Annotated in this window: 13 protein-coding genes; 5 read left to right on the top strand and 8 right to left on the bottom strand. The window is 44.1% G+C overall.

Translation table 11 applies throughout. The features are described from left to right. Positions 1-20 precede the first annotated feature (20 nt). The 4 genes from KFE26_RS04920 to KFE26_RS04905 are packed head-to-tail and all read left to right on the top strand — an operon-like array spanning position 21 to position 2,521. On the top strand, positions 21-305 hold the full coding sequence (locus KFE26_RS04920; RefSeq protein WP_006081330.1) for a J domain-containing protein: 285 nt from the start codon (positions 21-23) through the stop codon (positions 303-305). Between the two features lie 22 nt (positions 306-327). After that, on the top strand, positions 328-855 hold the full coding sequence (locus tag KFE26_RS04915) for a hypothetical protein (RefSeq protein WP_115015148.1): 528 nt from the start codon (positions 328-330) through the stop codon (positions 853-855). Then, the gene (locus KFE26_RS04910; RefSeq protein ID WP_006086363.1) at positions 855-1,613 is read left to right on the top strand and encodes a hypothetical protein; all 759 of its coding nucleotides are present in this window, start codon (positions 855-857) and stop codon (positions 1,611-1,613) included. The genes KFE26_RS04915 and KFE26_RS04910 overlap by 1 nt, the downstream gene beginning before the upstream one ends. 11 nt (positions 1,614-1,624) lie before the next feature. Continuing rightward, complete coding sequence (locus KFE26_RS04905; RefSeq protein WP_212599811.1) at positions 1,625-2,521, top strand: hypothetical protein; 897 nt, start codon at positions 1,625-1,627, stop codon at positions 2,519-2,521. A gap of 197 nt (positions 2,522-2,718) precedes the next feature. On the opposite strand, the gene KFE26_RS04900 is transcribed toward KFE26_RS04905, so the two are convergent. From KFE26_RS04900 to KFE26_RS04870, 7 genes are all read right to left on the bottom strand, one after another. After that, a complete protein-coding gene (locus KFE26_RS04900) occupies positions 2,719-3,111 on the bottom strand; it encodes a DUF6678 family protein (protein ID WP_028760278.1) in 393 nt (130 codons plus the stop codon). A 1,114-nt stretch (positions 3,112-4,225) separates the two neighbouring features. Beyond that, a protein-coding gene (locus KFE26_RS04895; protein ID WP_212599810.1) for an IS3-like element ISSba5 family transposase occupies positions 4,226-5,403 on the bottom strand; the annotation gives its coding sequence in 2 pieces (ribosomal slippage) (positions 4,226-5,145 and positions 5,145-5,403; 1,179 coding nt in all). Between the two features lie 69 nt (positions 5,404-5,472). Continuing rightward, the gene (locus KFE26_RS04890; RefSeq protein ID WP_249195587.1) at positions 5,473-6,411 is read right to left on the bottom strand and encodes a hypothetical protein; all 939 of its coding nucleotides are present in this window, start codon (positions 6,409-6,411) and stop codon (positions 5,473-5,475) included. 645 nt (positions 6,412-7,056) lie between these two features. Then, a complete protein-coding gene (locus KFE26_RS04885) occupies positions 7,057-9,891 on the bottom strand; it encodes an ExeM/NucH family extracellular endonuclease (RefSeq protein ID WP_212599809.1) in 2,835 nt (944 codons plus the stop codon). A 292-nt stretch (positions 9,892-10,183) separates the two neighbouring features. Then, the gene (locus tag KFE26_RS04880; RefSeq protein ID WP_212599857.1) at positions 10,184-10,699 is read right to left on the bottom strand and encodes a GDYXXLXY domain-containing protein; all 516 of its coding nucleotides are present in this window, start codon (positions 10,697-10,699) and stop codon (positions 10,184-10,186) included. Further along, positions 10,699-11,862, bottom strand: coding sequence for a DUF4401 domain-containing protein (locus KFE26_RS04875; RefSeq protein ID WP_212599808.1), 1,164 nt, complete (start codon positions 11,860-11,862; stop codon positions 10,699-10,701). Before KFE26_RS04875 ends, KFE26_RS04880 begins: the two co-directional genes overlap by 1 nt. Further along, positions 11,849-12,946 carry a DUF2157 domain-containing protein gene (locus KFE26_RS04870; RefSeq protein WP_212599807.1) on the bottom strand — a complete coding sequence of 366 codons (1,098 nt, stop codon included), beginning with the start codon at positions 12,944-12,946 and terminating at the stop codon, positions 11,849-11,851. Before KFE26_RS04870 ends, KFE26_RS04875 begins: the two co-directional genes overlap by 14 nt. 137 nt (positions 12,947-13,083) lie before the next feature. Here KFE26_RS04870 and KFE26_RS04865 point away from each other — a divergent pair, with 137 nt between their 5' ends. Then, positions 13,084-13,899, top strand: coding sequence for an ABC transporter substrate-binding protein (locus KFE26_RS04865; protein ID WP_212599806.1), 816 nt, complete (start codon positions 13,084-13,086; stop codon positions 13,897-13,899). A gap of 65 nt (positions 13,900-13,964) precedes the next feature. Here KFE26_RS04865 and KFE26_RS04860 read toward each other — a convergent pair whose 3' ends face one another. Next, on the bottom strand, positions 13,965-14,360 hold the full coding sequence (locus KFE26_RS04860; RefSeq protein WP_105252761.1) for a hypothetical protein: 396 nt from the start codon (positions 14,358-14,360) through the stop codon (positions 13,965-13,967). Positions 14,361-14,408 lie beyond the last annotated feature (48 nt).

The raw sequence follows: 14,408 nt of genomic DNA, 5'->3' as shown, positions 1-14,408 counted from the left end.
CATCGCCTGCAGGTACAAGTATGATTAACCACTTTAGTGTGCTTGGTATAAAACCCAGTGCCAAAGAAGACGACATTAAAAAAGCCTATCGACGGCTGTCAAACAAATATCATCCCGACAAGTTGTTAGGCGCCTCGGAAGAGGAAAAGCAGCAAGCCGCCGTACAACTTGAACGCGTTAAAAATGCTTATGATGTGTTGTCCGATCCTAAGCGACGTAATGCGTTTATCAAAGATTTCAATAACGTCATAGTGACCGATCCCGCGAGCGCCATGCGCGAGCTGTGGGATCAATTTTATCCTTGAGCGTTTTCTAGAGTAGTGTCAAATGGTCAAAAAACTGAATATCTCACGCATTAATGAGCTAAAAAATAATGCCTACGACAATATCGAGTCCTACGACGATCCCGATACACCTAAAGCGCTAGAACAATTTACTAGCCAAATCAAAAAGGTGTTAGAAGCCGATCCTAAGATGCTCGATACTGTGCCTGAGTACCTGCCTGTCGCGCTTTACGGTCGAATTAAGTTTCCCGCCGAAGCCAAACTCAAGTGGGCACATTGGATAAACACGGCAACTCAACCCGAGTGGGATGAGTTTAAAGTCACGATTGGCTTTAACAATGCTGATTTACCTTTAGTGTTAGCCGTGCGTGGTTACTCGGAAACCTTACTGATTGAAAGCTGCGCCGTGCTGTATTTACTTGAAACTCAAGGTAAAGCAACGCCAGCAGCAAAACATCACGACGATGAAGATGATGACAACGATTATGTTGGCACCTCAGATAACGACGACGATGATGAAGGTGAAGAGGAAGATGGCTACTACGATCACTACGATGATGAGGACCGCTAATGAACACTAGTCTCATTGAGATTACCGTCGCCGAAATTAAAGAGTTGGCGGACGTAGAGCCAAAACAAGCGAGCAAACGCTTTGAAATCATTGCAAATACCATGAGCGACGAGCAATTAGTCGAAGTTATCGAACACATGGATATCGTCACGCTGACCCAAATCAACAGTCACCATGATATCTCTTGCCCTTCGATCATGTCTGAACTCATGACCCCAGAACAAATTCGCGACATCGTCTGTCAGCAACCTTTGTACTGGGAAGAAAAAATCAAAAACAATGCCGAAGAACTTATTCAGCATACCTTTGATTTTTTGACCTATTTAATTCGCATCCAAGATAGCGAAGAAAAGCAAACTGCGATTCTAGAATGTATTGCCGAAGATCCAGCGGGCCTCTTCTACCTGTCGATCCCTTTCATCGAAATGATGTTAGGCGAAAAGCATGAAGATGAAGACGGCTACACAGATCTCTACGATGATGAAGAAGACACTGAAACCATCGGCTACGACAGCCGCGTCGCCAGTGAAGATGCACACAGCCTTAGCATAGACGACCCACGCAGCCTAATGGCCTTGATCCACGAGCTCGCGCCCGATGTTGAAAAAGCCATTAAGAGTCTGCTACGAAACGAAAGCTCAGGTTGGGAAATGATCATCAGCAAGTTTGTCAACGAGCTGGTTATTCAAGCCAAAGAGAAAAACCAAGTGACGGATGAATACGCTGAAGTCGATGATATGTTTAGCTTTTTGGATTAAGGAATTATTTGATGCAACTGGTACTGCGTGATGTAGATCAAGGACCCTACCTGAGCAAGGTATTGATCCAAGGCCAAGCAGACGAAACGCTGAGCGGTGAACAGCTGTCACAAATCAAATCCAAAGCCATTTTGATGAGCCTCAAACTGGCCGATAAGTTTTACAACAAGTACAAAATGCACCTGCTCGAACAAGCGGCGCACGATGTCATTGGTGTGGTGAGTCTTGGTTTGATGGAATTATCAAACCAAAACCTGCAGCAGGCGATACGCCTGTTGATCACCGCCGATGGCGTAGTCAAATGCTTCCAAAAAGGCTGGAGCATGCTCAGCACTGTCAGCAAGCATAAACTCGTCAACGGCAAGTCACTGTACGGCGATGTCGACAAGTTCTTGCTTGAACAAGTGTCCAGCCCACCCGATGCGGAAGAATGGTTAGGCTATGAAGCCTATCAAGATGCCCTGCTTGAACATCAACGCCAACAGTCGATAGCGGCCCTATTGGCACAGTTTTACGCGCAATCGAGCTATGATCCACTAGATTTTCTCAATCTAGAGAGTGTATTAGCAGAAGCGGTACTGTATCGATTGTTGTTTGATGGCGCCAAAGTCAGACAGGATTTGAAAAAGCGTATCGGCAAAATCACCTTAAAAGAGGAATGGTTTACCCGTGAGCATATCGAATTGGAAACCCAGAAAGCGTTAGCAGAATTACCCGCAGAACTCGCTGAAACCATCAGTAAAGATCTCGGCAAAAACTTTGCCCCCGCCCTACTGCGTACTCTGCACTTTGCGAAAAGCTACCGCGAACTCTTACTCAGCGACGCTTCACCCGAACGCTTAGAAAGATTCGAACATAAAGAAGGTCTCGTCGGCCTCCTCGGCTGGCCACTCTACATAGTACTTTGATCGGTACTTTAATCAGTAGTGTGTTCAGTAGGTTAACGAGTGCTTGAGTCGCTTTAAAATGAGTGCTTTATTGAAAAATAAAGCACTTTTTTAATGTCTTTTGTCTCTATGCTCAATCCCAACAATCAGTATTGACGTCTCAGTTTTGAGTGGTTTTAGCTTGAAAATAAGTAACTTACAGAGATAAAACTCTTCAGTTAGATAAATTCTGGAGATTCATCCCTCCTCAGATAACCCCAAATCCGAAACATACCATTTTCTATCGAATAAGGAATTGAATATTGGGCTAATTGCGCGCTTACAACATCAGAAAAGTCCGTCACTCGATCCGCCACTAATCGGCCTAGCCATTCTCTTTTGAATGGATCAACTTCTAACCACTCAATGGTTTCTGCTATTTCAAGTAACTCGTGCCACCACACAGCAGTAAAACCTGCATTAGGGTTTTCATCATAAATCAATTTGTATCGCACATAGGGAATAAAGTCTTCAGATCCATTTAATGCCTTTTCAAGCTCGCACCACTTTGTTTTATTCATTACAGACGAAAGCTGATGCTCGTTCACATACTTCAAAACTTCAGAATTCATTTTTTAGTGTCCCAAGCGACTCAGTGAAAAACTAAATGATATAGCTTTAATAGATATATATTGCCAATAAAAACTAATTAATATGACAGATAAAATGATGGGTAATAAATTAGGCCAGCCATTTTAAATCGTGGAGCGCTTATTGGTTTGACCTACTCATATTGGCTTGCCATCGTATTTGCTCGTCGACAGGGTGAATAGAAGCCTAGGGATTCTAAGTTTATGAACGAGAGCCATGGAGGGCGAACTGGCAGTTAAGCATGGATGTTGTTCAAGTCCGCCAATCATCATGGATCACCTTTCGTGCATTCGCGTAATCTGTAGATTTAAAGACATACGCAACATACTTTGGGACAGAAATGTGTTGAAAAGTAGTGTTTGGGGAGCAGTAATTTCAGTTGTTAGAAGTTTAGCGTTTACGGGTATCCACTCGCACAGGCTTGCCATGGCATTCGCTCGTCGACTCGCAGCCAGTCCATCCTTGGATGCTCGACCGCCCCGTCCATGGGGCGGACGGTCGTCTCACAAATCACCATGGCTCACCTTTCGTGCATTCGCGTAATCTGTAGATTTAAAAGCGTTACGCAGCACGCTTTGGGACAAAAGCGTGTCAGGACGTCGACTGTATCAGGTGAATTTCGGATAAAAATTTCTATGGGTTAACTCTCGCCTAAGGGACTGACAACGCATTCCCCCAAACTCAAACACAACAACCACCACGCCTCAATGGGACTGGAAACGCCGCGAGTTTCCAGTTCGTTTGTTAACGGGCACCCAACAGCGCGCGAAATTCATTGTCTAAGAGGCTGTTCATAATTCTGTGTTAGGCGAATTATTGTCCGTCGTTTGTGTAAACTTGCCTAGAAACCAAACACCCATCATGATGGATTTGAATTGAGTGGTTAGCCTTTGTATCGTAGCTGTTTTGGGTTATTTGCATGGTATTGAGCAACTTTCTATCGAGCGGCACTTCCGCAAAGGGGTTGTAGTATATATGGAGACCATCTACATGGCTTTCCCGCCACTCCGATGTATGGCAAAAATGTATATCAGAGCCTCCAACTATATCCCCAATAGGATAACGAAGAGATATTATTTCATGAGTTTGTAGTGGTCAAGTAAAATTGGCCACGATTTTAGAGTCATTCCAATATAAACGTTCTGACTCATTTGGCGTTAACCCACCATTATATTGATTGGGTCTGGTCTCACTGTAATATCCAGTGATGTAATTTGTGATCTCTTTATCTGCTTCTGTAAAATTCCCATAACCATTGGCGGGTATCCACTCAGATTTCAAACTTCTAAAGAAACGCTCCATTGGTGCGTTATCCCAACAATTCCCGCGACGACTCATACTTTGCTCAATCTGAAGACGCCATATTAATTGTCTGAATTTCAAGCTCGTGTAATGCGAACCTTGATCGCTGTGATATATCACATTCTCAGGCTTACCCCTTAACTCAAATGCCATTTTCAAAGCTTTACAGGTCAGCTCACTATCTGGTGATAATGACAAAGCCCATCCAACAGGTTTGCGGGAAAATAAGTCTAAAACAACGGCTAGATAGGCCCAGCGATTACCGACCCAAACATACGTCACGTCGCCACACCACACTTGATCTGGTTGAGTTACTGCAAACTGTCGATTTAGCGTATTGGGGATTGCAACATGCTCTTGTGTCGCTTTCCTATAAGAATGCTTAGGCTGCTGACAGCTTAATAACCCAAGCTTTTTCATTAGATTACGGGCTCGATAACGACTGAGACCAATCCCTTTATTAGTCACTAATTGCGCTATCGTTCGAGCACCGGCAGAGCCATGACTAATATGATGTGCGGCCTTCACTTCACTGCATAAAATAGTAAAGTCTGCATCAATATGTTCTTTTCTTTTTAGCCAATACTTATAGCTACTTCGATGTACTTTGAATGCATTACAAATTGTGAGAATAGAGTGGCTCTGCTTGAGTGCGCTGATTAGCGTAAATTGTTCATCGAGTCTGACATCAAGAGAGCGGTAGCCTTTTTTAGGATAAGATTGTGCTCCTCAAGACGAGCTATTTGCTTCTTCAGCTCACGGATTTCAATTTGTTCAGGGGTAATCGGAGATGCTTTTGGTGTGCCACCCTGGCGTTCTAGTTTTAACTGTCTCACCCATTTATCCATAGTGGACTTACCTACGTTCATCGCCTTTGCAGCTTCGATGATGCTATGGTTTTTATCGAGGACTAATTGGGCTGCTTCAAGTTTGAATTCAGCACTAAATGTTTTTCTGGTTGTCGATCTCATGTGTTCACCTAAAGTCATCTACGAGGTAATAATATCACCTCTATTTAGGTGGCCAAAATTAGTGTGCCACTACAGCTCAATCGTTTTTTGCAATCGCTTAATACTACCAAGGTTTTTGGGATCTCCACCTAATTGCGAAATCACATCGCCCAACGCTTCATTATCAAACGACTCAAGGTATATCTTATTAAGCGTATCCGCTACGTGTCTTCGTTCTTTTTCAGTGTCTACAACAGGCGTGTTAAAAGACACTGAAAGATCAAACACCTCACTATCTAGGTGGGCTATTTTTATACCAAATTTATTGAAGCAGGCTTCCAGAAACGTTGAGCGACTTTTAAATAATGCATCTTCTTTAGATAAGTCGGTAAAAATACATTCTATTTGCCCATCGTAAAATTCTGAACCTATAGAGTGATCTGATGCGATATTTTCAGAGCGGAGATAATATTGTTCAGCATCAGGAAGGCGAGCAATGTCGCCCAGCCACATAACAACCTTACCGTTTTTATTAATGCCAAATGGCATTGAAAAATCATCACCTCTCCGTATCTGTCCATATGTGGTTGAAGCAAAGCTTAATCGATAAGTTGGGGATGAATCATATTTTAAAAGTACTTCTCGATTAAAAAATACTGGTGTAAGAAAACCTTCATCCCATGGCCGCTTAAGTCCAGGAATATATTTATAGTCGTCTGAATCGTAAATGAATGGAGCAACACCAAAACCGAAATCTTGGTTTGTTTTATTACGTGTAACAGTCACCTTGTTACTAGATTTTTTAAATGCCTGCTCATGCAAATAGATCACTGCGAACTTAGAATCATCAGGAAATAAGCTTTTGTCACATAATCCACAGTAGAGCATCGGAAGCCCCTTTATTTCAATATCCACACCTGTAACAAGTTCATGGAAATCAGAAAAAACAAGATCTAAATGACCTTGGCATGCATCACAATAAAGTCTCTGAATATGCCCTTGTTCGGGAAAGAAATCGGTAATTTCCAAACTCACTCCTTAAGCACTTAACGTCTTAGTATTTATGCTCTGCGCTGTTTGCAGAATATAAATCGCTTGTTGGATTTAGCAGCTGCCACATCCATGTCAATTGGTACAAATGATGCTATAGGAATTTGCTTTTTTTCGGTAGCGTTTTATATACAGTTTGATGGGTAATAACTTGATATTGTTTTAGCTTTCTCATTTTTACATGCTCACGTCAGACTAATTATCGACCTTGAATAACAGCATTCAGGCTAACACTCATACCACATTTTCTCATAGGCGAAGGTAATTGATAAGGCTAGAGCTCTGTAACATTACTAAAATTGGGCCATTATACAGATGTTGAAGTGAGCTAGATGCCACATTGCTAACGAGCAATGGGGCAATAGCTTTTTAGCTAAACGAACAGCAGAAGGGTTAGTTAAGATTGGCATTGTTGCACCTGTAACCTTCTAAAACAGGGATATTTTATTAGAGCCCTCAGGGAGGCTTCTTGTTAAATAAAGAGGTGACGAGTCACTGGGGAAACAATGACAATTGATGCGTCACAGCAACTGACGACAAAGTTATCTTGCTTTTAGGCAAAAACAAAAGCCCGCGGCTGCGGGCTTTGAATCACTTAAGAATCAACGGAATAAAAAGACTGGCTTAACGATACGTCAGCGTCGTAGTATCCGTTAACTTGTCGTTATCTTTAACGGTCAGTTCAACTGTGTGTTGTCCACGGCGGGCAAGGCGTAATACCACTTGACCGTTAGCGCGAGTGCCATTGTCGAACGTCCATTTATGTTGCTTGATTACGCCATCGGTATCAAAGCTAGTCGAAATAAACATATCGACAACACCGAGATTGATACGCTGAATTTGCGCAACGGGTGGTTGTTTCATATTATCAGCAACCACTGTCACCATTTGCGACGTGCTATGGGTTAGGCCGTCATTATCAGTCACAGTTAGCGTGACCAGATACTCGCCGCTTTGGTTGTAACTGTGAGTCACTACCTCACCCACTGCCACTGTGTTATCACCAAAGCTCCACTCGGCAGACACGATTTGTCCATCGCTGTCACTTGAAGTAGATGTCAGTTGCACTGCAGCGCCATTCACCACTTGAGTGAAACTGGCCACTGGCGCGACTTTTTCCGCTTCAAGTAAGAGTGAAATCACCACAGGATCGTGATCCGATGAGCGGTAAGCATCACTTGCGAATAAGTCTTGGATTTGAGCGGGCGTCTTAAACTCTTCGTTGTAATCCAATACACGTGGTTCGTCGGTATTGATATGCCACTGCGTCACATCCACCACTTTATCCAACAGGGCAGCGTTTGCTAAAGCATGATCCAACTGACCCGATTCAGCCGAGAACACATAGGAATAAGGATTTGGCTTTTCAAGTTTGGCAAACAGCTCACTAAAGCCCGCGTTACCTAACGCCGTTAATGGATCTTCCTTCGCATAGGCGTTCAAATCACCAATCAGCAGTACGCCTTGATCTGGATATTGCTCGCTAATCCATTGACCTGCAGCCGTCGCAGCACGGGTACGAGTGATATTACAGTTGCCTTGACCGTCGTTAAGATCAGGTTCGCCCGCACATTCACTGCCTTTAGATTTAAGGTGATTAACCGCAACAACCACGCCCTCTTCACTGCCGTTCACGCTAAAGGCTTGCGTCAGCATTGGACGGTTTTTGCTATCGTCAAACAGGGGCTGTTGATCGCTATCTAATGGCGAATTTACACTAGATAGAATACGTGCAGCGCCCTGCGGCGTGACTTTATCACTGCGATAAATCAAGCCGACTGTGATGGCATCGGTGCCAATCGCATTCATGCCTGTTGGCGCGATATAAGCGTAACGCGCTTCACCCACAGCAGCATTCAAACCTGCGACTAAATCAGCAATGGCTGAATTGGCGCCAAAGCCATCGTTTTCAATTTCCATCAAACCAAATACATCGGCACTAATGCCCACCATGGCGCTGACAATCTTCGCCTTTTGACGCTCAAATTCGCTTAAGGTATTGGCACCACGGGCGGTTGGGAAACCTGCGCCTTGGCCGTCGCCATTGAAGTAGTTAAGCACGTTAAAGCTAGCGACTTTTAAATTACCACCTTCATTCAATGTGGGCGCAACAGGGCGTGGGTTTTCCGCCACAAAGTTCACCGTTTCGATTGGCATAATGCGATACAGATTAAAGCCATAGTGCATTACACCCGTAAGCGATGTGGCTTTATCGCCTACACGCACTGTGTTTGATGCGCTCAAACCAGGAGCGGGGAATTGCACAGGATCAGGATTCTGCGCCGTTAAACCGTCATCCAATAAAATACTGTCACGTTGGTTGGCTGCGCTCACCGCCAGCGCATCCGCGCCCGGCGCAGCCACCTGCGTACCAATAAAGTGGCGCTGACTGCCTAATGAAATCTCGCCATAACGGCCTAGGTTATAGACTTCATTCACCACTAAATCTTGGCTAAAACGAACACGCATGCCCTCAAAGGGCTCAAAATCATCACTGCTGTTAACAGGTAAGGTCACTAGCGCGGCCGTTGGTAACGTTTGTCCTGTGGCACACAACTTGTGATCAGATAAAGTCGTTAGTTCAGTTAAGCCTTGATATTCAGTGACTTTGGCTTTTAAACGAATACGATCGCCTGCCACATAAGCTGTGGGCGCAGTGCCGGTATACACAAACACCCCTTCCGAGGTTTGGGGATCGCTATCGGCTTCGTTATCAGCCATTTGCACGAAAATGCCCTTAAGACCGGCTTCTTGATTACTGACGACAACCGCCTCAACCACCAAAATTTGACCATTGAGAGGGCTGGCAGCGCCCGCGCCTTGAAGCGCATGAATTGCTGTGGCTTCTTCGCCGCATACTAAAGAGCTTGGTGGAGGGTCGACTGGATCGGTTGGCGTACCCGCACTGAACTTACCAAGATCAGAAACATCGTCCTTAGCAAAACCTAGCCAAGTGCTAAAGCTTACTGCATCAGTACTGATAGGATCGGCAATTAGCAGATCAGGATTACGGCGCAGGGTATTATCTTGAGTGGAGAGATCACCACTGCCCCACTCGGCACCGGGATCAACACCGACTTGGCCCAAACTATCAATGACTTGATTTTGATAGGTCAGTTCAATCGCATCGTCGCCGTTAAAGAAGCTGGCGCTACTCTGTTGATTTGTGACCGCAAGGATATCGGCAGAAGAGTCATTATCGGCAACCACATAAGTCGCCCCCGCCGCTAATGAGCCAGTGAGCGCAATGGTCGTGCCGACATTTGTGCTGCCATTAAAATAGAAGCGCAATTGGTATTGGCTTAAATCAATAGCGCCCGCGGTTGGGTTATACAGTTCGATAGCTTTATTATTGCTGCTGCCTTCGACGTATTCAGAAATGATCACATTATCCGCGCCATGGGCAAGCCCACAAACGCTGCTGATGGCTAACGCCAGCACAGTTTTAGTGTTAAACATTGAGACCCCTAAATGTATTGTTTTAATATTTGGTATTTAATTGATGCGCTTAGATGCTTCAAGGTGATATCACCTCGAAGACTGACAATACTATAGGCGGTCAAGGTTACAAATTGGTTGCATCAAAGTTGCAACTTAAGGTGGGTATTATTCGTGCGATTTAGCGATCAGAACTAGGAAGAAAGCAGTACGGGAGATGCTGGCCGCACTACACAGTGCGGCTAGAAATAAATCAAGGTTAATCAAGTAAGCAGAACAAATGGATGACAATCCTGACAATCATGACACTGGGTTATAAGGGCTGAAGCTTTTCATCGAGTAAACTGACGAGCAGTAACTCACCTTGCAAATTCACTCTAAACTCACCGTATTTTGCTGCACTAAAATGATCGGCTTGTCCTTCTTCAAAGAAAAAGCTGTTCGATGCGAATTTAATTTGATTACCACGGACACGAAACTGCACTCGTAATTGATCTTTACCGAGTGCTTGGTCGGTATAAAAGTCCACAAAACGCGCCACTTTTTGCCCATCGACAGCCAGCAATAACTGCCCCTGCATTTGTTGCGGCGCTAAGGCGCTACGCACATCGCGCGCGATTGCATATTCAAGCGCCATGTAATCACCCTGCATTAATGAGCGCGGATCGACCGGTGCTAATGCAAAACGCACCACTTGGCCGTGATTAAGCAGTTGTTCGAATTTGAAAATGCGCCAATTCACGCCAGCGAGAATCGCCACTGTTGTGAATAATACGAGCCCAAGCGCCCATTTATGTGAAGCCGACAGTTTTCCCATCACATTGCCCATCACACAGTCTCCTTGGCATTTTCATTGGCAGGAAATAACCACCACATCACTAACCTTGCCACCAACAGCAAGGCGCCTAAGCCCATCAAATAACCAGATTTAAGTAACAGAGTCGTCTCTAGGGAATAATAATACCCGCTGACAAATAACAGCGCCGACACCATTCCCATACCTTTCAACCAAGACTCGTTGCAATAATGACCAAGCAAGATCAATAGAATAGCCGTTGATAAACCCTGCATAGGTAAGGATAAACCGCTAACGATGACTAAACCGATAACACATCCTAGCGCCGCTGGTGAGCTTAGTGATTGCTGGCGCTCGCGCAAGATTGTCACCAATAAAAATCCGCAAATAGCGAAAATAATCAACAGATGAGTCAGTGTCAGCCATAGGCTTTGCTGCCAAGGGCTAAATAAGGCTTCAAAAATACTGTCCATACTAAAAGCGTGCATCAACTGCAACGAAAGCAACGCGAGTGCGAAACCATAGATGAGCATCCGAGCCCTGCGATAATGACGCCCGAACTGATTGATATTTAATAACACTAGACTAATGACTACGGCAAAAAGACTCGGGCTAAAATTGAGCAGTTCAAATTTTGCCATCAGGCCAATCACACACCAACTTAAGCAAAAAGCGAATACAAACTGGGCTAGCCCATGGGCAATCAAGCCCCACAATAACAATGTAATACCCGCCATACAGAGATACCATGTGAGGCTAAAATCATTGTTAATTAAATCAAATAATCCCCATGCCACACTGATCAAACCACTCAAACAGGCAGCAAAAGCAAATTGTTCAATAAAAATCTGTTGCCGCGGTAAAAAATACAGCCCAATCCCCAAGGCTAAATAGGTTAAGCCGATAAATAAAATGACATCTTCTTCAACATGCTCAAAAATGGCACCAAACACTGCCATCATGAAGCTCAATAAAAACAACGCCGCTATCCAAGCAGCAAACGCCTGCATAGTGGCAATATACCAAGGGATATCATGGTCTTCTGGCATTTGAGCTGCACTAACATTGCCTTCGGCATACAAAGCTTGCCAGTGTTTGATTAGACTTAATTCACTCGAAGCGTCGATTGACGTAACACTATCAGTGCAGGGTCGAGTGATCATTTCGCTATCCTGTAAACCATTATTGTTGCTCATGAACATCTCCCACGCCCACGCTCCCTTGGGTGGCGATTCTTACAAACTGTGGTTTAAGTTTCCGGCTTAGCTCCCTCAACCAAATACTCAAACCTGTGCTTGCCAAAATGATATAAAGCCCAATAAACAAAAATCCACCTATGGGGTCATTATCCTCAAACATCAGCTTTATCAGTAACGCGGCGCCTACGGCAATCAGGCTAAAACCGCCCAAGGCCAAGGGATATATGCGTGGTAATCTATAACGAAAAATAACGAATCCGAATATCAGATGGGTAAAATAACCACAGAAGATCCCAGTACTGAAGCTATCACGTTCAAGGAAATCGTCGAAAATAAGCCAAGTGATTAACCAAGTAAAACAGCCCATAGCAAACAATGAACAGGCATATTCAAGGATTGGCGCATGCCAGCGCCCCGCGACTTTGTGGTCTAAAAGTACAAAAGCATAATAGATAAATAAATTCAAACAGATAAAGATCAGCAATTGTCCTTGAGCGCCCCAAAATAATCCCCAGAAATGGGAAAAGGAATCCAGAAATATCCCTATGCTAAGGTTTAGCAGTCCCACCAGCAACAGCCATAAACCATCAAATCCCGCCACCCAAGCAAAGGGTAAGATAACAAATGCCCATAGCGCAAATAACTGCCAAGGGTCGGCGCCCGTTTGATAGGTTTGCCCAACTAACGCTAATAAGCCACCAACTAACACACTTGCGGCCAGTAGCACGCCATTGGCGCTCGTCGCACCAAAAGTGCTATCTTTACGATAAGAACTAACAGGGGAATAAATGTTGGCACGATAATAGAGCCAAGCATATGCGCTGATAGCGAGTATTATCGCCACTTCAATCAGTCCAAATTTGGCAAATCGCCCCAAAGATTGCCAATTATAGGCAAAGAAAAAAATCACCCCACAGGCAAAACTTAACGCACCGAACCAGAGTAATAAATGAGCGATTAAGCGACGCCAACTCGACCCATCCGGCAAGACTGTCACCTGTCGATAAAGCTTATTCGCCTGCTCTTGCGTGATATGTCCCTGTTCAACCCAACCACACACTTGAGATTTTATCTTGCTCAATGTGAAATCTCCCTCATCCTGTTTGCGCTAGCTTACTATGACAGATTTAAAATTCGCACTTTATCGACAGCATTGAACAAATTAAATTGTGTATACTTGTAAAAAATCATTCATGCTAAAAATAACAAGGGGTGACTATGATATTGAGCCAGTTGTGTCGTCTACTCTTTTGTTTAGCCTTAAGCATTAGCGCATTTACCACGGCTATCGCCCAAGATAAAGTTCAGTCGCCAGCGATTCCCAAGTCAATTCCGACAATTCATGTCGGTGGTTATCAATTTGCTCCCTATGTCCATCAACAACAAGACGGCCGTTACACAGGTCTCACACTCGATATCATTAATGCATTAAATCAAGTACAACAAGAAGTTGTCTTTAAATTTGCCGTCACCAGTATTGAGCACAGATATAAAGCCTATTCCTTAGGTCGCTTCGACATGATGCTCTTTGAGAATCCCGCTTGGGGATGGCAAAAAATAGCGACTCATTTTATTCCGCTACATATGATAGATGGTGAAGTCTTTATTGCACTTAAAACTAAAGCTCATAACCAAAGCTATTTCAAAAACTTAACCAACAAGTCAATTGCGTTCATCAAAGGATATCACTACCAGTTTGCCCACTTTGAAACCGATGCGAACACGCTGGCAAAACAATTTCGCCCCTTGTTCGTCAGTCACAATAACGCCTCTATCGAAAGCATTCTACGTGAACGCGCCGACCTAGCGCCCGTGACTAACTCTTACCTACAGTATTATTTAAAGGCTCATCCAGAAGAGAGGAAATTACTTTTAATATCAGATGAATGGGACCAAAAATACGCCAATGGCATTTTACTCAACCCCAGTTCACAGCTCGATAGCAAAAGGCTCTCACACTGGATTGAACTGCTCATTAATAATGGTAAACTCGCTGAACTCGCCGCCCAATACGGTATTCAATTAACCCCATAATTCGCTGTTTGTTTTTCAAACTCTGATGCTTCAATCGCGATGATTTACAAACTATCATGAGCAATTTACGCGGCAGACAAGAGTGGCCCTAGCATAGCCAAAATACCAATGAGTAAGAAAATCAGCGCTTGCACTATGATCATCTGGCCACTATTGGGTGGACTCAGAGTGGCAATGTAAAACTGCCAAATCGCAAAGATCCCATAGTTCATCCCGAGGAATAACAACAGGCTAAAGGCATACATCCCAGGGATCACCTTTAGTGCACAGGCTAAAAGTGCAGCCGTTGAAACCACAAAAAATACCGATTGGCAGTGAAATAAGCACAGTAGCATTTGCTTGCTTTGCTGTGACACATTTGCCTTCAAGAGCGGCGCCAATAAAACCCGCTTACCATAGATTAAATGGTAGCCACAGACTCCAGCACTCAAAACAGTCGCTGCCATTATTGTTAATACCATAGTGCTCCCATTTAGTACTCATATGTGATTATCTTTGAATATCGTAAA

Source organism: Shewanella sp. M16 (assembly GCF_018224605.1).
Lineage (GTDB): Bacteria > Pseudomonadota > Gammaproteobacteria > Enterobacterales > Shewanellaceae > Shewanella > Shewanella oncorhynchi.
The sequence above is the reverse complement of the archived record's forward strand: the minus strand, read 5'-3'. Positions and strand labels throughout refer to the sequence as shown.

What these genes read in the sequence shown, in the direction of transcription:
- KFE26_RS04920 (WP_006081330.1), top strand. Translation starts at nt 21, where the DNA reads ATGATTAACCACTTTAGTGTGCTTGGTATAAAACCCAGTGCCAAAGAA.
- KFE26_RS04915 (WP_115015148.1), top strand. Translation starts at nt 328, where the DNA reads ATGGTCAAAAAACTGAATATCTCACGCATTAATGAGCTAAAAAATAAT.
- KFE26_RS04910 (WP_006086363.1), top strand. Translation starts at nt 855, where the DNA reads ATGAACACTAGTCTCATTGAGATTACCGTCGCCGAAATTAAAGAGTTG.
- KFE26_RS04905 (WP_212599811.1), top strand. Translation starts at nt 1,625, where the DNA reads ATGCAACTGGTACTGCGTGATGTAGATCAAGGACCCTACCTGAGCAAG.
- KFE26_RS04900 (WP_028760278.1), bottom strand. Translation starts at nt 3,111, where the DNA reads ATGAATTCTGAAGTTTTGAAGTATGTGAACGAGCATCAGCTTTCGTCT.
- KFE26_RS04885 (WP_212599809.1), bottom strand. Translation starts at nt 9,891, where the DNA reads ATGTTTAACACTAAAACTGTGCTGGCGTTAGCCATCAGCAGCGTTTGT.
- KFE26_RS04880 (WP_212599857.1), bottom strand. Translation starts at nt 10,699, where the DNA reads ATGGGCAATGTGATGGGAAAACTGTCGGCTTCACATAAATGGGCGCTT.
- KFE26_RS04875 (WP_212599808.1), bottom strand. Translation starts at nt 11,862, where the DNA reads ATGAGCAACAATAATGGTTTACAGGATAGCGAAATGATCACTCGACCC.
- KFE26_RS04865 (WP_212599806.1), top strand. Translation starts at nt 13,084, where the DNA reads ATGATATTGAGCCAGTTGTGTCGTCTACTCTTTTGTTTAGCCTTAAGC.
- KFE26_RS04860 (WP_105252761.1), bottom strand. Translation starts at nt 14,360, where the DNA reads ATGGTATTAACAATAATGGCAGCGACTGTTTTGAGTGCTGGAGTCTGT.